General features: G+C 70.5%; 17 protein-coding genes and 1 tRNA gene. 7 read left to right on the top strand and 11 right to left on the bottom strand.

From position 1 onward, the window contains the following. Nucleotides 1–105: 105 nt before the first annotated feature. Nucleotides 106–1671, bottom strand: coding sequence for an isopeptide-forming domain-containing fimbrial protein (locus ACZ6QO_RS30355; RefSeq protein WP_465855603.1), 1566 nt, complete (start codon nt 1669–1671; stop codon nt 106–108). Nucleotides 1672–1880: 209 nt separating this feature from the next. Beyond that, nucleotides 1881–2909: an alpha/beta fold hydrolase gene (locus ACZ6QO_RS30350; protein WP_465855601.1), complete on the bottom strand. Its 1029-nt coding sequence runs from the start codon at nt 2907–2909 to the stop codon at nt 1881–1883. Nucleotides 2910–3144: 235 nt separating this feature from the next. Between ACZ6QO_RS30350 and ACZ6QO_RS30345 the strand changes: the two genes are divergently transcribed. Next, a complete protein-coding gene (locus ACZ6QO_RS30345) occupies nt 3145–3576 on the top strand; it encodes an organic hydroperoxide resistance protein (protein WP_465855599.1) in 432 nt (143 codons plus the stop codon). Nucleotides 3577–3790: 214 nt separating this feature from the next. Here ACZ6QO_RS30345 and ACZ6QO_RS30340 read toward each other — a convergent pair whose 3' ends face one another. Beyond that, nucleotides 3791–6520, bottom strand: coding sequence for an ATP-binding protein (locus ACZ6QO_RS30340; RefSeq protein WP_465855598.1), 2730 nt, complete (start codon nt 6518–6520; stop codon nt 3791–3793). A gap of 185 nt (nt 6521–6705) precedes the next feature. Here ACZ6QO_RS30340 and ACZ6QO_RS30335 point away from each other — a divergent pair, with 185 nt between their 5' ends. Both ACZ6QO_RS30335 and ACZ6QO_RS30330 read left to right on the top strand, forming a co-directional pair. Then, nucleotides 6706–7311, top strand: coding sequence for a TetR/AcrR family transcriptional regulator (locus ACZ6QO_RS30335; protein ID WP_465855596.1), 606 nt, complete (start codon nt 6706–6708; stop codon nt 7309–7311). 272 nt (nt 7312–7583) lie between these two features. After that, nucleotides 7584–8687, top strand: coding sequence for an aldo/keto reductase (locus tag ACZ6QO_RS30330; RefSeq protein ID WP_465855594.1), 1104 nt, complete (start codon nt 7584–7586; stop codon nt 8685–8687). A 408-nt stretch (nt 8688–9095) separates the two neighbouring features. Here ACZ6QO_RS30330 and ACZ6QO_RS30325 read toward each other — a convergent pair whose 3' ends face one another. Both ACZ6QO_RS30325 and ACZ6QO_RS30320 read right to left on the bottom strand, forming a co-directional pair. Further along, nucleotides 9096–9539 (bottom strand): hypothetical protein, encoded by a 444-nt coding sequence (locus tag ACZ6QO_RS30325; RefSeq protein ID WP_465855592.1) that lies wholly within the window; start codon nt 9537–9539, stop codon nt 9096–9098. 453 nt (nt 9540–9992) lie between these two features. After that, the gene (locus ACZ6QO_RS30320) at nt 9993–10520 is read right to left on the bottom strand and encodes a GNAT family N-acetyltransferase (RefSeq protein ID WP_465855590.1); all 528 of its coding nucleotides are present in this window, start codon (nt 10518–10520) and stop codon (nt 9993–9995) included. Nucleotides 10521–10744: 224 nt separating this feature from the next. On the opposite strand from ACZ6QO_RS30320, the gene ACZ6QO_RS30315 reads away from it, so the two are divergent. Further along, nucleotides 10745–10993: a tyrosine-type recombinase/integrase gene (locus ACZ6QO_RS30315; RefSeq protein ID WP_465855777.1), complete on the top strand. Its 249-nt coding sequence runs from the start codon at nt 10745–10747 to the stop codon at nt 10991–10993. A 90-nt stretch (nt 10994–11083) separates the two neighbouring features. Here the strand turns inward: ACZ6QO_RS30315 and ACZ6QO_RS30310 are convergent. Both ACZ6QO_RS30310 and ACZ6QO_RS30305 read right to left on the bottom strand, forming a co-directional pair. Further along, nucleotides 11084–11173: transfer RNA gene (locus tag ACZ6QO_RS30310), tRNA-Ser, on the bottom strand. 366 nt (nt 11174–11539) lie between these two features. Then, complete coding sequence (locus ACZ6QO_RS30305; protein ID WP_465855589.1) at nt 11540–12103, bottom strand: YceI family protein; 564 nt, start codon at nt 12101–12103, stop codon at nt 11540–11542. 108 nt (nt 12104–12211) lie between these two features. On the opposite strand from ACZ6QO_RS30305, the gene ACZ6QO_RS30300 reads away from it, so the two are divergent. Then, on the top strand, nt 12212–12718 hold the full coding sequence (locus ACZ6QO_RS30300; RefSeq protein ID WP_465855587.1) for a MarR family winged helix-turn-helix transcriptional regulator: 507 nt from the start codon (nt 12212–12214) through the stop codon (nt 12716–12718). Here the strand turns inward: ACZ6QO_RS30300 and ACZ6QO_RS30295 are convergent. After that, complete coding sequence (locus ACZ6QO_RS30295; RefSeq protein WP_465855585.1) at nt 12699–14294, bottom strand: long-chain fatty acid--CoA ligase; 1596 nt, start codon at nt 14292–14294, stop codon at nt 12699–12701. The two genes, ACZ6QO_RS30300 and ACZ6QO_RS30295, sit on opposite strands and share 20 nt — an antisense overlap. A 222-nt stretch (nt 14295–14516) precedes the next feature. Further along, on the bottom strand, nt 14517–15035 hold the full coding sequence (locus ACZ6QO_RS30290; RefSeq protein ID WP_465855584.1) for a SigE family RNA polymerase sigma factor: 519 nt from the start codon (nt 15033–15035) through the stop codon (nt 14517–14519). 293 nt (nt 15036–15328) lie between these two features. Here ACZ6QO_RS30290 and ACZ6QO_RS30285 point away from each other — a divergent pair, with 293 nt between their 5' ends. Both ACZ6QO_RS30285 and ACZ6QO_RS30280 read left to right on the top strand, forming a co-directional pair. Beyond that, entirely contained in the window at nt 15329–16270 is a 942-nt protein-coding gene (locus ACZ6QO_RS30285; RefSeq protein ID WP_465855582.1) for a hypothetical protein, read from the top strand. Beyond that, nucleotides 16267–17115 carry a MauE/DoxX family redox-associated membrane protein gene (locus ACZ6QO_RS30280; RefSeq protein WP_465855580.1) on the top strand — a complete coding sequence of 283 codons (849 nt, stop codon included), beginning with the start codon at nt 16267–16269 and terminating at the stop codon, nt 17113–17115. The genes ACZ6QO_RS30285 and ACZ6QO_RS30280 overlap by 4 nt, the downstream gene beginning before the upstream one ends. A gap of 34 nt (nt 17116–17149) precedes the next feature. Here ACZ6QO_RS30280 and ACZ6QO_RS30275 read toward each other — a convergent pair whose 3' ends face one another. Further along, nucleotides 17150–17944 (bottom strand): endonuclease/exonuclease/phosphatase family protein, encoded by a 795-nt coding sequence (locus ACZ6QO_RS30275; protein WP_465855578.1) that lies wholly within the window; start codon nt 17942–17944, stop codon nt 17150–17152. Nucleotides 17945–18196: 252 nt separating this feature from the next. Beyond that, the gene (locus ACZ6QO_RS30270; protein WP_465855576.1) at nt 18197–19378 is read right to left on the bottom strand and encodes an AAA family ATPase; all 1182 of its coding nucleotides are present in this window, start codon (nt 19376–19378) and stop codon (nt 18197–18199) included. Nucleotides 19379–19712: the final 334 nt, after the last annotated feature.

The raw sequence follows: 19712 nt of genomic DNA, 5'->3' as shown, positions 1-19712 counted from the left end.
AAGCGTGGTTCGTCTCTCTCGCGGTCGTACTTTCGGCCGGTCCGACGGCCGCCTGCCGCGCGGCCGGATGCCGCGGCGCGGGGGGACGCCGCGGGGTGGATCAGCTCAGCGGCCGAAGGACTGAAGCAGGTGAGCCTTCTTCTGTTCCTTCCCCGGCGAGCAGTACGGGCAGGCGGGCGCGGGGTCGACGCAGACCCGGACGCCGTCGCTGTCGTTGGACGGGTCGAGGTCCAGTTCCTTGCCGCTCGCCGTCGCGGTGTTGGTGGTCTCGGCGACCTCGGTGGCCTTGGCGCGGATGGTCAGCGTGGCCGTGGCGCCCGCGGCGAGCCCGCCCACCGTCCAGGTGTCGCCGGCGTAGGAGCCCGCCGAGGACGTCGCCGACTGCAGGACGAGTCCGGCCGGCAACGCGTCCTTGACGACGACGCCGGTCGCGTCGTTCGGCCCCGCGTTGTGGACGGCCACGTGGTAGGTGACGGTCCCGCCGACGGTGACCCGGGTCCGCTCGGCGGACTTCACCACGCTCAGGTCCACGGCCGGGTTGACCTCGGTCACGGCGTCGCCGCTGGTGGAGGTCGACGACTCGGGGGTCTGGCCCAGCCGGTTCTCGTAGTCCACCGTGCCCCGGTTGGTGACCTGGCCGCCGACGGCGGCACGCCCCACCTTGACCTGGAACTCCACGGTGACGCCGTCGGGCAGGACGTCGCCGTTGGGCAGCGAACCCCCCGCCGTGGCCGTCGCGCCGTTCCCCAGCATGAAGGTGACCTTGCCGGTGGCCTGGTCGAACTCCGCCTGGTCGTCGCCGGCCCCGTCGGTCCTCGCGCCGGCGTCGGGACCGTTCACGACCTTGAGCGTGCCGGGCACGTAGGACGTCCCCGCCGGGACGGTGTCGGTCAGCCGGACGTTCTCCGCCGTGCCACCGCCCCCGTTCACCGCGGTCAGCCGGTAGGTGATCACGTCCCCGACGTTCACCGGGCCCTTGGGGGCCGCGGTCTTGTTCACGACCACGCACGGCGCGGTGCCGAAGAAGATGTCGTCGAGGAAGTTCCCGTAGGTGGGGTTCCCTCCGGCGGCCGAGACGGAGCGGAAGGAGAACCTGGTGACCGTCTGCCCGGCGGGCACGGTGTAGGCGCCGGTGTAGGCGCCCCACTTCCCGCTGCCGTCGGTCATGGTCCCCTGCTGCGCCGGACCGGACGGCGCGCCAATGTCCAGCGCCATCGTGTCGGCGCCGAGGCGGCCGCGGTGGGACAGCCGCCAGTACAGCTTCTGCCCCGGGGTGGTCGGGCGGTCCTGGTAGAGGGTGGAGACCTGGTTCGCGTTCAGCTCGGCGAACTGACCGCCCTCGACGGGCGGGACTCCCATCCGGGTGCTCCACAGCTCGATCATGTGGTCGGTGGCGGTGGTCCGCCAGCCCGGCACCGACTTGGGGCCGCCCTGGGAAGCGTCGGGGATCGGGGCCCACGGTCCACCGGTGACGACCGGCTGCTCGAAGCCTCCGTTGACCAGCGCCACCCGTTCGGGACAGGTGGCCGGGTCAGGGCCGGGCGCGCTCGGCGGCGCCGCCGGCGCCTGAGCGGCCGGCTCGGCGCCCGCCGGGGACGCGGTGAACAGCGTCAGCGGCAGGGCCGCCGCCAGGGCGGCGACCGTGTGACACATCCGCGGGATGCGCTTCATGAACATGTTCCTCTCGTCGGGCGGGAAACCTGCTCCTCCGCCAGTGCTGGGGACCGGCACTGGCACCGGACGGCAGACTCGCCCTACGAGACCGCGACACGGGTCATGACACGTGCCGCCCGGCCAAGACTTGGCACGATCTTGCGCTCAGCGGACTTTCAGGACGGGTCCGCCCGTCGTGGCCACCGGGGTCGCTCGGGTGACGGACGTCAGAAGCGGTCCACGTCGACGACGGCCTTGGCGAACGCCTCGGGGGCCTCCTGCGGGAGGTTGTGGCCGACTCCCTTGAGGGTCCTGTGCTCGTACGCGCCGGTGAAGTGGTCGCGGTAGGAGGAACCGCCCCCGGCGGGAGTGAACGGGTCGAGCTCGGCGTCGAGGGTGATCGTGGGCACGGAGATCTTGGGGGCCGCGGCCAGCCGCTTCTCGATGCCGTCGTAACGGGGCTCGCCCTTGGCCAGGCTCAGCCGCCAGCGGTAGTTGTGGATCACGATGGGCACCCAGTCGGGGTTGGCGAACGACGCCGCGGTGCGCTGGAACGTGGCGTCGTCGAAGCGCCACGTCGGCGAGGCGCTCTTCCAGACGAGCCTGGCGAACTCGTCGCGATGCCTTTCGAGCCCGAGCCGCCCTCTTTCGGTGGCGAAGTAGTACTGGTACCACCAGGCGTATTCGGCCTGCGGCGGCAGCGGCTCCCGGTTCGCCGCGCGGTTGGTGATCAGATAGCCGCTCACCGAGACGAGGGCCTTGCAGCGCCCGGGCCAGAGCGCGGCGATGATGTCGGCGGTCCGCGACCCCCAGTCGAAGCCCCCGAGCACCGCCTTGTCGATCTTGAGCGCGTCCATCAGCGCGATGATGTCGACGGCGATCGCCGCCTGCTGGGCGTTGCGGAACGTCCTGCTCGACAGGAAGCGCGTCGCACCGTGTCCGCGCAGGTAGGGGACGATCACCCGGTACCCGCGCGCCGCCAGCAGGGGCGCCACGCCGGCGTAGCTCTGGATGTCGTAGGGGAATCCGTGGAGCAGGATGACCACGGGGCCTCCGGCCGGGCCCGACTCGGCGTATCCGACGTCCAGCACACCCGCCCGGACGTGCTTCAGCACACCGGCCTCAGCGCGCCTCGGCGCGCGCGGCGCGGCGGCCCAGGTAGCCGAGGCGGCCGAGGCGGGCGGCGCGGGAAGGCCCGGCAGCGCCGCCGCGGCCGTCCCCGCGATGAGCAATCTGGAGAACGTACGCCTGTCCATGAGTCACCCTTTCGTCAGACGTTCGACGCGCCTCCGGCCGACCGGCCGGTCGTGACCCAGAACGCTAGGTTCGCCCCGATGCTCCTCGCGAGCGTCACCTGACGTCATGCGTGTACGTCGGGCCATGGACGCGTCGGATGACGTACACACATGACGTCATCCGACGGCCGCCAAGGCCTTCCCCGGCTTCCTAACGTGGTCTCGCCCTCGAAACCCGAGAAGGAGCAGAGAAGTCATGTCTGAGATCACGTACACCGCCGTCGTCACCTCCACCGCGGAAGGCCGTAACGGGGGGCGGGCGACCTCCGATGACGGCCTGCTGGACGTCGGCCTGGCCCTGCCGAAGGAGCTCGGCGGCGCGGGCGGCGCCACCAACCCCGAGCAGCTGTTCGCCGCTGGATGGGCGTCCTGCTTCGTCGGCGCCGTGCGCCGGGCCGCGAGCATCAAGAAGGTGCGGGTCGACGACCTCGCCGTCATCGCGGAGGTGACCTTGCACCACGACCTGGAGGCCAGCGACTTCAAGCTCAGCGCCGTCCTGCACCTGGAGGCGTCCGGCATCGACCAGGCCACCGCCGACGAGCTGGCCGCCGACGCGCACCAGCTGTGCCCGTACTCGAAGGCGACCCGCGGCAACATCGAGGTCACCATCGACACCACCGTGGCCTGACGTCCATGACCCCACGTCCATGACCTGACGTCGTGGCACGGCCCGACGCCCAGGCGCATGGCGTGACGTGCAGGTACGGCCTGACGTGCAGGTACGGCCTGTGATGCGCAAGTACGGCCTGACGTGCAGGTACGGCCCGGACCGAGCCCGCCCCGTGACCGTGGCGGGCTCTGGCCGTCGCACCCCCGCCGCCCCCGTCACCGGCGGCCGTCCCTCACCGGGCGGAGACCTGCTCGGCGGTCCTGAGCATCCGCGCGAGATCGACCCGCGAGCTGACCCCCAGTTTGGGGAAGATCCGGTGCAGGTGGGTGCCGACGGTCCGGTGGGAAAGGTACAGCCGTTGCCCGATCTCGCGGTTGGTCAGCCCGTCGGCGGCCAGCTGGGCGATGCTCAGCTCGTGCGGGGTCAGCTTCTCGCGCGCGTCCGGATCCCGGTTCGGGCTCGTCTCCCCCGCGCCGCGCAACTCGCGCCGTGCGCGCTCGCCCCACGCGGCCATGCCGAGCGCGTCGAAGGTCTCCCTGGCGGTGCGCAGGTGCGTCCGGCACTCCACCACCCGGCGCTGCCGCCGCAGCCATTCGCCGAACGCCAGATGGACGCGTCCGCGTTCGGCGGGCCACCCGGTGAGGTCCGCCCGTAGCGCGGCCGTGAACAGCCTCTCCGCGTCCTCGTTCGGGGCGAGCACGGCGCGCGCGTAGCGCAGGCCGATGTGCAACGCCGGCGACGGCGTGGACGCGGCCAGCGGTTCCAGTTCGCGCAGGATGTCGCGCATGGCAGCGGTCTGCCCGGCGCGCACGGCGGCTTCGGTGAGCTCCGCGACGCAGTAAGCGCGAAGAGCCAGCTGGTAGGCGGGGTCGGACGGGTCGAGCATCCGGCGCAGGTCGGCGAAGGCGTCGTCGAAGCGTCCTTCGCTCAAGGCCGTGAGCCCGCGCGCGAGCTGGACGGTGGCCAGGACCGGCCGGGCGCCCGCGGCGAGGCCGACCCGTTCGGCCTCGTCGGCGAGCGTTCTGGCCTCCTCGTGGTCGCCTCTCAGCGCGGCGATCTCGGCCTGGACGGCCTTGGCCAGCCCGTACATGAACGGCTGGCCGGTCTCCTGGGCGAACTTGGCGGCCTCGGCGGCGACCGGCACGGCCGTGGCCAGGTCGCCGATGCGGGCCCGGCTCCACGCCTGGACCGCCAGCGCGCGGGGCAGCAGTCCGAGCCGGCCCTGAGCGCGCAGGCCGGGCGCGGCGGCGGCGGAGAAGCGCGCGGCCATGTCGAACGCCCCCACCTGCAGGGCCGCGCTGCCCAGGTAGCGGTCGACCTCCGCGTCCGCGCCGGTGACGCCGGCCAGCCGGCGCAGACCGTCGAGCACGGTGGCGCCCCGTTCGAACGGAGCCACGTACGCGGCGACCGCGACCATGCGCGGGTCGTCGTCGCCGGCGGGCATCCGGTCGGCCACGTCCAGCAGCGCGCGGCGCGTACCGGGGCCGGGTTCCGACCAAAAGCAGCGCATGGCGGCGCCCCACAGGATGCGCGTGGCCTGTTCGACGTGCCCGTCGCCGGCGACCGACTCGGCCAGCTCCGCCAGCTCGGCGACGCGGGAGACGTCTTCGCGCACCCCGTCCTCGAAGCCGCTGAGCAACCAGCTCGCGGAGGCGCGCTGACGCGGCGAGAGGTCGAGGGCCTGGGCTTCGCGCACCAGACGCTCGGCCGTGTCGCGGCGGCCGGACTCGACCGCGAGCTCGGCGGCGCTCAGCAGCCTGACCGCCAGCCGGTCCTGCCGTTCGCTGAGCCGGGCCGCCTGCTCCAGCGCCGCGATCGCGGCGGCGACCCCGCCCCGGCGGCGGGCCGAGTCGGCCGCGCGGTCGAGTTCGGCCGCCACCTCCTCGTCGGCTCCGGCCGTCGCGGCGGCCCGGTGCCAGGCCCGCCGGTCCGGCTGCGCGGGCGACGTCTCGGCGAGGGCCAAGTGGGCCTGCCGGCGCTCATGGACGGTGGCGGCCGCCGGGATGGCCGACCGCATCAAGGGGTGACGGAACCGCACCGCGCCGGCGGCGGCCTCGACCAACCGGACCTCGACGGCCGGCGCCAGGATCTCCAGCTCGGCCGTCGATCCGAGGATCGCTCCGGTGGCGGCGAGCGTCTCTGAGATCGAGTCGCTCTGGTTGAGGGCGGCGACCAGCAGGGCGGTGCGGGTCGCCGCCGGCAGGGCGGCGACCCGGGCGGTGAACGCGCGTTCGAGGCGATCGCTCAGCGGCAGCACCTGCTGGTCGAGCCCGTCGAGGTCCCCCATGGCCGCCGGCAGCTCGGTCAGCGCCAGTGGATTTCCTGCGGTCTCCTCCAGCAGCCGCGCCCGGACCGCCGGGTTGAGCGACGGGGCCACCGAGTCCAGGAACTCGGCGGCGACCTCGTCGGAGAGCCGGTCGACCGGCATGGCGGACAGCCCGGCGTTCCGCATGGGCGAGCACTCGCCCTCCCGGAGGGTCGCGATCAGGACGATGGGCTCGGACTCGATGCGGCGCGCCACGAAGGCGAGGACGTCGACGCTGGCACGGTCGAGCCAGTGCACGTCCTCGGCCACGACCAGCAGCGGCCGGACGGCGGCCTCCTCCGACAGCAGGGTCAGCGTGGCAAGGCCGACGATGTAGGCGCTCGGCTCGGTCGCGTCGGCGAGGCCCAGCGCGCCGCGCAGGGCGTCCCGCTGCGGGGCCGGCAGCGCGTCCACGCCCGCCCGGACCGGGTAAAGCAGCTGGTGGAGCCCGGCGTAGGGGAGGTTCTGCTCGGCCTCCACACCTGTCGTCGTCAGGACGTGCAGGCCCGCGGCCGACGCCGCGGACACGGCCTCGCCGACGAGCGCGGACTTCCCGATGCCGGCCTCCCCGCAAAGGAGAACGCCACTGCGCTCCTCCGGCCGGCCGATGAGCCGGGCCAGGGCTTCCAGCTCGGTTTCCCGCCCGAAAAGCGGCATGGTGCGGCACTCCCCCCGGTGTCCTCGGCCGTCTCCCCACAGACGTACACGAGTCCCTAAGCGACCCTACCGAAATGTCCGAGTGCAGCCGCCGCCTCGTCCCGATCGCCGGGGGCCGTGACCCAGGCTGTCCTGGTCTGCCGACCACGTTAGATTGGACTGGAACATCCAATCCGGGGGGTGTCATGCGCTCGCTGACCCGCAAGGGAGCCGCGACGCGGGATCGCATACTCGAGGGCGCGGCCGCGTACATCCGCGAGCACGGGGTGGCGGCCATGACTCTCGACGACGTGCTGGCCAGGACGGCGACGAGCAAGAGCCAGCTCTTCCACTACTTCCCGGACGGACGGGAGGAACTGCTGCTCGCCGTGGCCCGGCTCGAAGCCGACCGCGTACTGGAGGACCAGCGACCCCAGCTAGGAGACCTCACCTCTTGGCCCGCATGGCAGGCGTGGCGCGACAAGGTCGTCGAGCGTTACCGCGATCAGGGCGGCCTGTGCCCGCTCAATTCCGTCATGTCCCAGATGCACGGGAACACACCCGGCGCGCGGGCCGTGGTCACCGAACTGATGCGCCGCTGGCAGGGCGAGATCGCCGCCGGCGTGCGGCACATGCAGGACGTCGGCGAGGTCGACCCCGGCCTGGACCCGGACCACGCGGCGGCCGCCCTGCTCGCCGGCATCCAGGGCGGCGTCCTGATCCAGATGTCCACCGGCCAGACCGCCCACCTGGAGGCCGCTCTGGACATGGGCATCGCCCACCTCCGCACCAGCAGGCTCCCCTCACTCTGACGAACGGCCCCACGACCGCGACGGCCTCACGACGGCAGCGTCCTCACGGCCGCGACGGCTCGGCGGCATGGACGCGAACGGACCCATGGGGGGTCGCCAGCTTTGGACTTGACAGTCCATTTTTGCCGACGCAGGCTGGACCGCACGGTTCACAAACCAGGTGAAACCTATTTTCGCCGGGGGAGATCCGCGAAGCCCCGGCCGCTCGGAGGAGCCGGCGCAAGGCCGGTTTCCGCGAGTCCGCGTCCGAACGGAGCAACACCGTCATGTCAATGGATCACTACTATCTGCTCGGCCGTTCCGGGCTGCGCGTCAGCCGGCTGGCACTGGGCACGATGAACTTCGGCACCGGCGGGTTCCACGCCGCGTACGGCAAGAGTGAGGAGGAAGCCCGCGCCATTTTCCGGCGCTACCTCGACGCGGGCGGCAACTTCGTCGACACCGCCGACTTCTACACCGCCGGCGAGAGCGAGACCATCCTCGGCGGTCTCATCGCCGAGGCCAAGGTGCGCGACAGGGTGGTGCTCACCACCAAGTTCACCAACAGTGTCGACCCCGCGGATCCGAACGCCGGGGGCAACGGCCGCAAGCACATGATCCGCGCGGTCGAGGCGTCGCTGCGCCGCCTGCGTACCGACTACATCGACCTGTTCCTGCTGCACACCTGGGACCGGATCACTCCGGTCGAGGAGGTCGTGCGGACCTTCGACGACCTCACCAGGGCCGGGAAGATCCGCTACGCGGGTCTGTCCGACGTGCCCAGCTGGTACGCGGCGCGGGCCCAGACCTACGCCGAGGCCCACTCCCTGGTGCCGATGGTCAGCCTGCAGCTCCCCTACTCCCTCATCGACCGGGCCATCGAACTCGAACACGTCCCGATGGGGAGCAGCCTGGGACTCGGCATCACCGCCTGGAGCCCGCTCGGCGGCGGCTTCCTCACCGGCAAGTACCGGCATGCCGACCAGGGCCTGACCGGGGAGGGCCGGCTCGGCGGCGAAGGCTCGGCCGGACGCTCGTGGACGGACCGGGACTGGCGGCTCCTGGCCGTCCTCGAGAGTGTCGCCGGGAAACTCGGGGTGACGATGGCGCAGGTCGCGGTCAACTGGGTCGCCACCCAGCCCGGTGTCGCCTCAGCGATCATCGGAGCGAGCAGCGCGGCCCAGCTCGACGCCAACATGGCCGCGCTCGACTTCGAGCTGCCGCTTGAGCTTCGCGCCCAGCTCGACGAGGCGAGTTCCGTACCGGCACCGTTGGTCTACCAGATGTTCACGCCCGCCTACCAGAGCTGGCTGGTGAACCCTGGCCTCAAGGTCGGCGACAAGCCGGACGGATACGCCCCGGCCATCCGCAACTGGACACCTGAGACCACCAGCTGAAGCACCCTCCGTCCACCACCGCCCCACCATGGTCGCCGACCACCGCGACCGGCCACGCGAGCCTCGACCGGCCCGGGCACGGCTGGGGGCGTGGACGTCTTCGCCGCGATCGCGGCGTGGCGCCCGTCGGTGGTCCGGGGAACCGTCGCCCGGGACCACCGGCCGGGGTGGGTCACCGCTCCGTGGCGCCCTTCGCGGTATCCTCGGCCCGGACCGGCCGGCCGCGTCTCCGTGCTCCCCGTCGGCCCCGTCGTCTCTGTGTACCGCACGGAATCGGACGACGTGCCGTAACCGGTCCGCGGCGCCGTCTGGCCGGCGGGCGCGACGCCGCCCTGGCCGGGCTGCGGCGAAGTGGTGTACGGGGCGCTAAACAGATACCGTCACTTGCCCTCGGGCGGGCCGGCCGGCTTAGGTTCGCGATCGTCGCGAGTAGATCGCTCCGACCGTGGCGGTGATGAACACGCCGATGGAGAGCAAGAAGACGGGATTGACGAAACCGGGCACCAGGTCGACGCGTCGGCCCTCAGACAGGCAGATGGGGTTGTGCAGAGGCAAGAGGCCAGATGGCGCGTGGGAGTAGTGACCAAGCCCGGCCATCACGCATACGTCGTCCGGGTCGGCGAAGTACAGCAGGCCGCCTGACCACAGCCCGACTCCGTAGACCGTCAATGCGGCGCAGGCCCCGATGACGGCGACCTTCGCCCACACCACTCGCGCTCGTTCCCGACGTCCTCGTTGTCGCACGACGACGCTGTGGATCACTAATCCGAAAACTGTGGCCACCGCCGCCGGCGCCAAGAAAGGGATCAGCAGGAGAGCCATGAGAAGCAGCTCCAGCAGCGATTCCGCCATGTGACCGACAGTATCGGCACCGCCGCCTTCTGCGGCGCGGTGGGGCTGACGCTCGTCGCATACTGAAGTACACGGACCCGGCGCGAGCCATGGACATGATCGGACGCGTGCGTCCGCTCAAAGTACGCGGTCGTGAAGAGGACGCCGTGGTTCTCGTTGCAGAGGAACTTGCGATGCCTGCCCTTAAGGCCCGCTGTCGGCATACCGGCGGTCAAATGTCTGCCCGATGGGGCTGGATGCTCCGGTGACCACCAACGTCAACAGTGCCGCGAAGACGGCGAGGACATGCCTGACAGTGCTGACCACGGTTTCAGCCTTCCGCAGATTCGGCATGCCCGGTGGGCTGGGGCTGGAGTACGCAGCGAGCGCTGATCATCGCGAGGAGGTACGGCGTTGCCAGCGGCAGAGGCCGGTCCCTAGGCCACCGACACCTCGCCCTTCCACCTGACCTTGTTACTGGGCGACGACGACGTTCGCCAGTACGAGCTCGCACTCGACCTGAGCGATCAGGTTGCCGTCACCGAAGTCGAATCCGCGCACTGCGCCGGACTCGGTGAAGCTGTTCTTGGCATAGAACCGGCGCGACTGAGGCGTGTCACGCAGCGTCCAAAGGTGTACCTCACGGAAGCCGTCCCGGCTGAGCCTTTCCAGTGTTGCGGTCATCAAGGCGCCTGCGATGCCGCTACCCCAGCCGTCCGGATGTCCGAAGAAGCTGAAGATCTGTGCCACACCCGGCCGAGTAGGCGAGGAACCGAAGAAGGAGAGAGCCAGTGGTCTACCTTCCAGGCAGGCGAGCATGATCGTGTCCTCGGCCTTGGCGATCCGGTCGTGCCACTGGGTACGTCGCTGTCGCAGAGCTTCAGCGAAGAAGCGCGGGGCGAAGAATGGCGCGTAGGCCGCTGCCCAGGACTCCATGTGAATCTCGCCCAACACGTCCGCGTCGTCCGCTGACGGCTCGTAGATGGCGAAGTCCTCGATCACAAGATCAGGGTATCGACGGTGCTCGACCCCGGAAGCGATCGGTCGCTGATCCGCCCCGCCTGTGATCACCTGCCTATACCGGACCGGAACAGCCCGCTGAGTAGGCGGCCTCTTCGGGGCGGAAGACGGCTGCTGTGACGGGCGCATGCAGCGTCCAGCCCAGGGAGTGGTAGAGCCCGCGTCCGTCCCGGGTCGCGACGAGGACGCCGGTTCGCGCTCCTTGGATCGCAGCGTCGAGTACCGCGCTGTGGAAGGTGATTCTCAAGCAGGCCGGAGTACGGGACGTCAGGGTGCACGACGCTCGTCACACGGCGGCGACGCTCCTCATCGGGCAGGGTGCGCACATCCGGGTCGTCCAGGAGATCCTCGGGCATGCGCGGGTGACCACGACCGAGCGGTACACGCATGTCGCCGGGGCGCTGATGCGGGACGCGAGCGAGCGGATCGGGTCCGCGCTCTGGGGCGATGCGTAGGCCGGGGCGGGCAACTGCAACTAGAACTGTGGGCGTTCCCGGGCAACAAAAGGGCCCTCTTCCGCTTCGTGGAAGAGGGCCTCTGAAGTGCGGAGGCTCGGGGATTTGAACCCCGGATGGGCTGTAGACCCAAACCGCATTAGCAGTGCGGCGCCATAGACCTGACTAGGCGAAGCCTCCTGGTGGCCGGATCGGCCCTGTGGGGGCCGACTGGCTCAGCACAGAGTACCGGCCTTGATGCTGAGCGGCAAAGTGGATTCGACATGGCGGGCGAACATGTCGCGGGAAAGGCTGGTTCGTCCTGCCGTGAGGGTGTCATGAACCAAGACCCGTCAGGGTGTCATGAACCAGGCCCCGTGAGAGCGCCAACGACTAGGGCTCCGTGAGAGTGCCACTGACCAGGCCCTGTGAGTGCCGACCACCAGGGTCCCGTGAGGGGGCCATGAGCCAGGGCCGGAGGGTGGACCGGCCCTGGGGGTCCATGGGAGGTGTGTTTCCACACACTCTGTCCACAGGTTGTGGACACAGTGTGGGGATCGCCGGCGGTCAGGCGCGGCGCTGCGCCTCGCCCTCGATCTCGATCTTGATCTTCTTGCCGACCAGGACGCCGCCGGTCTCCAGCGCGACGTTCCAGGTCAGGCCGAACTCCTCGCGCTCGATCTCGGTCTCGATCTCGAAGCCGAACAGCTCCTGGCCCCAGGGGTTGGTGCCGGCGCCGCCGTACTCGACCTTGAGGGTGACTTCCTTGGTGACGTCACGGATGGTGAGGTCGCCGACGACGATCAGCTCGTCACCGGAGTGGCCGGCGACGCGGGTGCTGCGGAAGGTCAGCTCGGGGAACTTGTCCACCGCGAGGAAGTCGTCGCTGCGCAGGTGGTTGTCGCGGTCACCGCTGCCGGTGTCGATGCTGGCCGTCTTGATGGTGAGCTCGGCCGACGACTCCAGCGGGTTCTCGGCGATCGTGACGCTCCCGGTGAACTCGCCGAAGCGGCCGCGGACCTTGCTGACCATCATGTGCTTGGCGACGAAACCGACGCGGGTGTGCGCGACGTCCAGGTCGAAGGTGCCGGGCGTCGGGATGGTGAGGCCTTCCCAGGTGCGGGTGCTCATTGATCTGTCTCCCATGGACTAGAGGATTGCCGGGGCGGATGTTTGCTACAACAGATGTCTACCTGAGGAATATTCCGCTCGTCAACTATCGTCGTTTAGACTGTACACGTGACACGAGCTGATGATCCCAGGTTGACGGCCATGGGCCTGATCACCGAGGTCTACACAGGCCTCACCGCCAAGATGAACGCCGCCTTCACCGACTCCGGACTGTCCGATATCGACTTCGAGACGCTCATACGCCTGTACCGGTCCCCCGGGCGCAGGCTCCGCATGAGCGACCTCGCGGCGCAGACGTCGTTGTCCACCAGCGGGGTGACCCGGGTCGTGGACCGGCTTGAGCGTGACGGCCTGGTCGAGCGGGTGGCCTGCGCCAGTGACCGCCGGGCCTCGTACGCGACGCTGACCGACGCCGGCGCCGCCCGGCTCGAATCGGTTCTCCCCCGGCACATCGAGGACATCGAGAAGTGGTTCACCGGCCTGCTGTCCCCTCAGCGGCTGGAGGAGTTTCTGGACACCCTCCGCGTCATCCGCGACGTGGTGCGCCCTTGTGCCACCGCGGGCGCGGAGGGCGCGGGCGCCGAGGAACTCGACCTCAACCCTCGACGACCGTGAGTTCGCCCCGGGCGTGCATCTCGCGCAGGCTTCGCTTCGCGAACTTGCCGACGCTCGTCTTGGGGACGGCCTCGATGAAAGCCCAGCGCTCCGGCACCTGCCAGCGCGCCACCCTTCCCGACAGGAACTCCCGGAGTTCGGCCACTCCGGTCGTTCCGTCGAGCACCACGCACGCCAGCGGACGTTCGCCCCAGCGATCGTCGGGCACCCCGATCACCGCCGCCTCCACTACGGCGGGATGCCCCATCAACGCGTTCTCCAGCTCGACCGACGAGATCCACTCCCCGCCGGACTTGATCACGTCCTTGGCCCGGTCGGTGAGCGTCACGTAGCCGCGAGCGTCCAGCCGGCCGACGTCCCCCGTGCGCAGCCAGCCGTCGTGGAACCGCGAAGGATCCTCCTCCAGGTGGTAGGCCCCGGTGACCCACGGCCCGCGCACCTCCAGCTCGCCCACCGAGACGCCGTCGGAGTCGAGCACGACGTCCCCCGCGCCGACGATCCGGCCCTCGACCCCGGCCAGGAGCCTCCCCTGAGTGGCCCGCAGGTCCCAGGAGTCGCCGTGGGCGACCGTCGCCAGCGGCGAGGTCTCGGTCATCCCCCACGCCTGCACGACCTGGACTCCGAACTCGTCCCAGAGCGCCCGCATCAGCGCCTCCGGCACGGCCGAGCCGCCGCAGGGCACCAGCCGCAGCGACGACAGGTCGGTACCGTGCCGGCGGGCGTGGCGTAACAGGTCGCCCCAGATCGTCGGGACCGCCCCGGAGACCGTCGGCCGCTCCTCGGCGATGATCCTCGCCAGGTGCTCCCCCTGCAGGAACCTGTCGGGCATGACGAGCGAGGCTCCGGCCATCAGCGCGGCGTACGGCAGGCCCCAGGCGTTGGCGTGGAACATGGGGACGATCGGCAGTACCCGGTCGCGGCTGGACAATCCCATGGCGTTGGCCGTGCACACGCTCATGGAGTGCAGGTAGGTGGACCGGTGGCTGTACACGACGCCTTTGGGGTTGCCCGTCGTGCCGCTGGTGTAGCACATGGACGCGGCGGCGCGCTCGTCCAGCTCGGGCCAGTCGAACGTGTCCGGGGCCTGCTCGAGGAGCGTGCGGTAGTCGTGCACGTCCTTGCCGGCGGTGGCGAGCGGCCCGGTGTCCGCGGCCCCGCAGACGATCACGTGCCGCACCGTCTTCATCTCGGGCAGGATCGGCGCGAGGAGCGGGACGAGCGAGGCGTCCACGATGACGACGTCGTCCTCGGCGTGCCCGGCTATGTAGGCGATCTGCTCGGGGAACAGGCGGATGTTCAGCGTGTGCAGGACCGCGCCCATGGCGGGAACGGCGAGATACGCGGTGAGGTGCTCGGCGTTGTTCCAGCCGAAGGTCGCGACCCGCTGGTCGCCGTCCACGCCGAGGCTCCGCAGCGCGCCGGCCAGCCGCGCGGCCTCCCGCGCGAGTTCCCTGTACGGCAGGCGCCGGTAGCCGTCGCCGGTGTAGGTGACGACCTCCTGGTCGCCGAACAGGCCGGCGCCGTGACGCATGATCGAGGTGATCGTTAGCGGATGGTCGGGCATGGTGCTGCGCATCTGTGGCACCTCCGCCGGCCGAGCACGGCCCGGCACCGGTATCTGACCTTTGTCCGAGTCTGGCCCGCTCTCGCCATTCAGACAAGCGCTCGTTCGAACGGCGCACGGGCCGCCGCGAGGTCGCGCGTTCACGGGCCGCCGCGAGGTCGCGCGTTCACGGGCTGCCGCGTGGTCGGGCGTTCGCGAGAGCCGCATGGTCGGGCGTTCGGGGGCGCCGCGTGGTCATAACTGGGGCTGCGCCTCGGGCTGCCGGGGCTCGACGACGACCAGGTCGCCTCTGAGCTTCGCCATCGCCCGCGACACCGTGCTCTTCACCGTGCCGATGCTGATGCCGAGGGCTTTGGCGATCTCCGGCTCGGTCATGTCCTCGTAGTAGCGCAGCACGATCGCCGTGCGCTGACGGACCGGGAGCCGGTTGATCGCCTCTTCCAGCAGTTCGTGGATCTCCCCCGGAGTCGGCCCGTCCCGGACCGGGGTCTCGGGAAGCTCCTCGGAGGGGTACTCCTCCAGCTTCCTGCGCCGCCACCAGGAGATGTTGATGTTCACCATCGCCCGGCGCACGTACCCGTCCAGCGACGCCCGGTCGTTGATGCGGTCCCAGGCGAGATAGGTCTTGGCCAGGGCGGCCTGGAGCAGGTCCTCGGCGTCGGCGGGCTGACCGGTCAGCTGGTAGGCCATGCGCAGCAGTGCCGGACCGCGGGCAACGACGTACTCGCGGAACTCCTCGTCTTTACCGCTCATGCGATCACCGGTGCCGTGACGAAGGCCATGAAGGAACGATCTCGTCGTCAGAATCGCAGCCGCACGCCCTGATATGGCTGATCCATGATCCAGGTTTCGCCCCGGCGACGGCAAAGATCGTTATATGCCCATGGCATGCTGAGGCGTCGACTAGTTCATCCTGGAGTGGGTAATTTGCTACGCAGACGGCCCCGGGGGGAAATTCTCGCCCTGAGATCATCCGCGGCGGCGACGATTCATGTGACGCTAGTGGACGATCGATTTGACTCGCGGCGGCAACCGGGGAGGGGCCGATGGGAGTTGAGCGTCGCCATGCGCTGGCGTCCGCCGCACTCGGCCGGAGCGCCGTCCCGGCGAAGGACGAGGCCGAGGAGCCGGCGCCGCTGACCGGCATCGTCGGCCACATCATCGACATCAGCCCGCATCTGGTGATCCTGGAGAACCCGGACGGCGACGAGGAGCGTCTGGTCATCGCGCCGTGGGCGAGCGCCTGGCACGGCAGCCCCGTCAACCCCGTCGACCTGCCTCGCGGCACCCGCGTCATGATCCGCGCCCGCCAGTCGGGCCGGGTGGCCGAACGCCTGTGGGGCGACATCACCCGCGTCACCGGGGTCGTCCTCGCCATGGGCAAGGACGGCCGGGACCTGACGGTCGAGCTCGACTGCGGCCCGCACCGGGGCCGGCGCGCGGTCGTCATCCCCTACGGCGCGTCCGGGCGCATCCGGGTACGGCACCCGCAGCTCGAACCGGGCTATCTCTTCGACGCGATCGGCACGCGGCGAGAGGGGGTGACGCACGCGCGGCTGCCGGCGACCTCGCAGCCCACCTACCGCGCCACGGCCGTGCCCGCGCCGCCGCCCGCCTACCGGGCGGTCCAGTCGAAGGTCTCCGGAACCGCCGCCTGGTCGGACGCCTTCGACGACGGCGAGGCGGGCGTCGCCTACCCGATGCTGGAACGTGCCGATTCCGAGTGCGAGGACGCGGGTGTGTCGTGCACCGGTCTGCCCTATCTCGCGCTCGGCTCGATGCTGTACGTCGGGAACGTGTGCGAGAGCCGCGCGTCGGTGCTGCCCATCGTCTCCTGCGGGTGCATGGCCGGACGGTTCTGCGACCGGTGCGTGGAGTGCGGCACCTCGCCGCGGGGCCGCATCGCCGAACTGTCGCCGCTGTCGTACGTCGAGCTCGGCGGCGAGCTCACCAATGGTTGCTTCAACGCCCGGGTCGGATTGGGATGACCGTGGAGACTTCGACGCTCGCCACCGCCGCGCTGGCGTTGCTCGTGCTGTTCCTGCTGCTCGGCGGCGGGGCGAAGTTCGCGACCGCCGGCAGCGACACCGACCCGGGCGGGCTCTCCCGCCTCGGTCCGGGCGTGCTGGTGCCCGAGCGCATGCGCAAGCCGTTCATGCTCTTCTGCGCGGGTATGGAGGTCGTCCTGGCCGTGTGCCTGCTGTCCACCCGCCATCCCCTGCCCCGCTGGGGGACGACCGCTTTCTTCTCCGTGGCCACCTATGTCCTGTGGGAGCTGCGCAGACGGCGTCCGGACGTGGGCTGCGGCTGCTTCGGCGAGGCGAGCAGCGCCCCGGTGGGGCTGCGCTCCATCGGCCGCGCCGCCCTGCTGACCGGGATGGCGGTACTGGTGACGCTGGTCCCTGTGTCGGGGGCCGATCTGTTCTCCGGGGCCTCCTGGGAACTGGCGGCGGCGCTCGGGGCCGGCTTGGCCCTGATGGCGGCGCTGTCTCCCGAGTGGGGCGAGGCCATCGCCCGGGTCAGATATCGCGCGCCCTGCGAGCAGCGGGCCATGCCGGCCGGACGGGCCTTCACGCGTCTGCGGGCGAGCGCCGAGTGGCGCTCGCACGCGCCGCTGCTGACGGCGGACGAACCGTCGGACTCCTGGCGCGAGCTGTGCTGGCGGTTCTTCGTGTACCCCGGGCGGACCGCGGTCGGGGCCCAGGCCGAGGTGGTCTTCGCGGTCTACCTCAGCGGACGCCGGCCAACGGTGCGGGTCGCGGTGGTCGGCGCGGAGGGATCTGAGCACGCGGACCTTCTCCGGAAATCTATCGGCGTATCGGCTGGACGCTAGACAGCCGTAGAAAACCGAAGCGAAGCGCCGTCCGTCACCACGGGGCCGTGAGGGTGACCATGAAGGCGCTGTGGTCGGTGCGCGACATGCCGTACTTGTCGGTGCGCACGAAGGCGAACGCGCTGGAGGCGATGACATGCTGCACGTCGCCGTCGCCCTTGCGGAAATAGCCGGCGGGCACGCAGTTCTGGGCGTTCTCCGGGTCGGACCTGTCGTACTCGAGGTTCAGGTCGCCGCCCACGACGGTGGGCAGGCCGCCGTACTGGGCGTGCAGCCCCGGGATGTACTCGTTCATCAACTGCTTGCACTGCTGCAGCGCGACGGGCTCCGACGAGGCCGACAGATGGGTGGTGCACGCCCAGAACCCGCCGAACCGGCCGCACCCCCAGGCCCGCCGCTCGCTGCCGGAGTCCTGATAGGAGTACCAGCCGCCGCCGCTCGCGGTCTTCGCGTAGCGGGGGACGGCGAAGACGGCCACGCCGTACGCGCCGCGCCCTGCGGTGCACTGGATGGCGGCGGCGGTGCGCTCGTCCTGCACCGGGCGGAACTCGTAGTCGCCGTTGCCCATGGCCGACCGCAGCGGGCCGACGTCGCTCTCGCAGATCTCGTTCGCGGTGAGGACGTCGGGCTTGACCCGCCCGATCAGCGACTGGGCCTCGGGGACGGCGCCGCCCTCGTAACAGCCCGCGTGCCCGCTGTTGCACAGGTTGACCTGCAGGACCTTGAACGTCGTGGCGGCGCGGGCCGCTGAGGCGCCGAACGGCCCCACCAGAGCGGCGAGGAGGAGGACGACGCCGGCCGCCGCGTGGACGTTCGTGCGCTTGGTCATGCCATCACCCCGTGCGGTCGCGTTGCCGACTTCCGATGGTCATCACTGTCCATGGTCACGGTAAAACAGCGTCGGGATCTTGTCGATGCCCGTCGCGAGGCGCGTGGCGACCGGCCTCGCCGACCGGCCACCACGCTGCCGTGCACCGTGAATTCGACTCTCTACGGCTCTCTAGCTTCCCCTCTAGAAAGCCGTAGAGAGATCAATGGGAGCGCAGAGTCACTGCGCCCCGGCCTGGGGTCCGGATGCGGCCTACAGCGGCTGCGCCCGGAGGAACTTGCCGAAGTGCGGCACGGTGAAGGCGATGAGACCGCGCTCGGCGCTGAAGATGAGTCCTTTCTTGATGAGGCTGTCACGGGCCGGCGACAGGCTCGACGGCTTGCGGCCGAGCAGCTCGGCGACGTCGGCCGTCGGCACGGGCTCGTCGCCGACCGAGGCCATCGCGTGCATGTAGTCGCGTTCGGCGGGAGTGGCGCGCTCGTAGCGGCTGCCGAAGAAGCCGACCGCGAGCTCCTCCTCGGCCTCGGGGGCGGCGACCCTGATGTCGTCGGCCGTGATCGGGCTGCGCGGAGCGAGATCCCACGCGACCTTGCCGTAGGCCTGGACGAAGTAGGGGTAGCCGTCGGCCGCCTCGTACAGCGCGTCGAGCGCCTCGGGGGTGAACTCGACCTCCTCGCGGGCGGCGGGGGCGATGAGCGCGAGGTCGGCGGCGTCACGGTCGAGCCTGTCGATGCGCGCGTAGCGGAACAGGCGCTCGGAGTAGCTCTTGCTGGCGCTGAGCACGCCCGGCAGGTGGGGCAGGCCGGCGCCGACGACGATGAGCGGGCCGCCGCTCTGCGACAGCTCGTGGCAGGCGGCGCACAGGGCCGAGATGTCGGGCGCCTGGACGTCCTGCATCTCGTCGATGAACAGGGCCATCCCGACGCCGAGGTCGGTCGCCACGGAGGCGGCGTCGACGAACAGCTCGGTCAGGTCGATCTCAAGATCGCCCGAATCGGCCCGGCCGCGACCGGCGGGGATGTCGATGGCGGGCGACCAGAGCGAGGTGCCCTTGGCCGCGCCGGGGTCGCGCATGGCGAACGCCTTGAGCACGCCGAGGAACTCTTCGATGCGCTCGGGGGCGCGGTGGCGGGGGGCCAGCTCGCGGATCGCCATGTGCAGGGCGGCGGCGACCGGCCGGCGGATGGACTGCTCGGGGCGGGCCTCGATCTTGCCGGTGCCCCAGAGCCGCTGCATGGCCATGGACTTGAAGGTGTTGAGCAGCACGGTCTTACCGACACCGCGCAGCCCGGTGAGGACCATGCTGCGCTCGGGACGGCCACGGGCCACCCGCTCGAGCACGACCTCGAACTGTTGCAGCTCACGATCACGCCCGGCGAGCTCTGGAGGGCGCTGCCCCGCACCGGGGGCATAAGGATTGCGCACGGGGTCCACGCTCTCGGACTTTATGACCGGATATAGAGGCCGTCCTAGATTTCCGTAGAAAGCGCTACGGCGTGTCGCGGGGCGGCGGGGGACGGAGGGCCGCCCGGACGCCTGCCGGACGGGTGGCGAGAGCAACGCCACGGCACACCACCCTTCCGCTGAGCCTGCCGGCCCGAACCCGTGTTCGATCCGATGCGGAAGACTGTAGCGCCTCCTCGAACACATGCGCGAGGTATTGCGAGTAAAACGTCCGGCACACCTCGAACACGGCCCGGCCTGGCCATGCGAACGGCCGACATCACAATTGCGTCACGACCGCGACCGGGATGGCCTTACTCTGGCG

It is taken from the genome of Sphaerisporangium sp. NPDC049457 (genome assembly GCF_055586705.1).
The sequence above is the reverse complement of the archived record's forward strand: the minus strand, read 5'-3'. Positions and strand labels throughout refer to the sequence as shown.

Excerpts from the sequence above, each read along its gene's own strand:
- ACZ6QO_RS30355 (WP_465855603.1), bottom strand. The coding sequence starts at position 1,671 with ATGAAGCGCATCCCGCGGATGTGTCACACGGTCGCCGCCCTGGCGGCG.
- ACZ6QO_RS30350 (WP_465855601.1), bottom strand. The coding sequence starts at position 2,909 with ATGGACAGGCGTACGTTCTCCAGATTGCTCATCGCGGGGACGGCCGCG.
- ACZ6QO_RS30345 (WP_465855599.1), top strand. The coding sequence starts at position 3,145 with ATGTCTGAGATCACGTACACCGCCGTCGTCACCTCCACCGCGGAAGGC.
- ACZ6QO_RS30340 (WP_465855598.1), bottom strand. The coding sequence starts at position 6,520 with ATGCCGCTTTTCGGGCGGGAAACCGAGCTGGAAGCCCTGGCCCGGCTC.
- ACZ6QO_RS30335 (WP_465855596.1), top strand. The coding sequence starts at position 6,706 with ATGCGCTCGCTGACCCGCAAGGGAGCCGCGACGCGGGATCGCATACTC.
- ACZ6QO_RS30330 (WP_465855594.1), top strand. The coding sequence starts at position 7,584 with ATGGATCACTACTATCTGCTCGGCCGTTCCGGGCTGCGCGTCAGCCGG.
- ACZ6QO_RS30325 (WP_465855592.1), bottom strand. The coding sequence starts at position 9,539 with ATGGCGGAATCGCTGCTGGAGCTGCTTCTCATGGCTCTCCTGCTGATC.
- ACZ6QO_RS30305 (WP_465855589.1), bottom strand. The coding sequence starts at position 12,103 with ATGAGCACCCGCACCTGGGAAGGCCTCACCATCCCGACGCCCGGCACC.
- ACZ6QO_RS30295 (WP_465855585.1), bottom strand. The coding sequence starts at position 14,294 with ATGCGCAGCACCATGCCCGACCATCCGCTAACGATCACCTCGATCATG.
- ACZ6QO_RS30290 (WP_465855584.1), bottom strand. The coding sequence starts at position 15,035 with ATGAGCGGTAAAGACGAGGAGTTCCGCGAGTACGTCGTTGCCCGCGGT.
- ACZ6QO_RS30285 (WP_465855582.1), top strand. The coding sequence starts at position 15,329 with ATGGGAGTTGAGCGTCGCCATGCGCTGGCGTCCGCCGCACTCGGCCGG.
- ACZ6QO_RS30280 (WP_465855580.1), top strand. The coding sequence starts at position 16,267 with ATGACCGTGGAGACTTCGACGCTCGCCACCGCCGCGCTGGCGTTGCTC.
- ACZ6QO_RS30275 (WP_465855578.1), bottom strand. The coding sequence starts at position 17,944 with ATGACCAAGCGCACGAACGTCCACGCGGCGGCCGGCGTCGTCCTCCTC.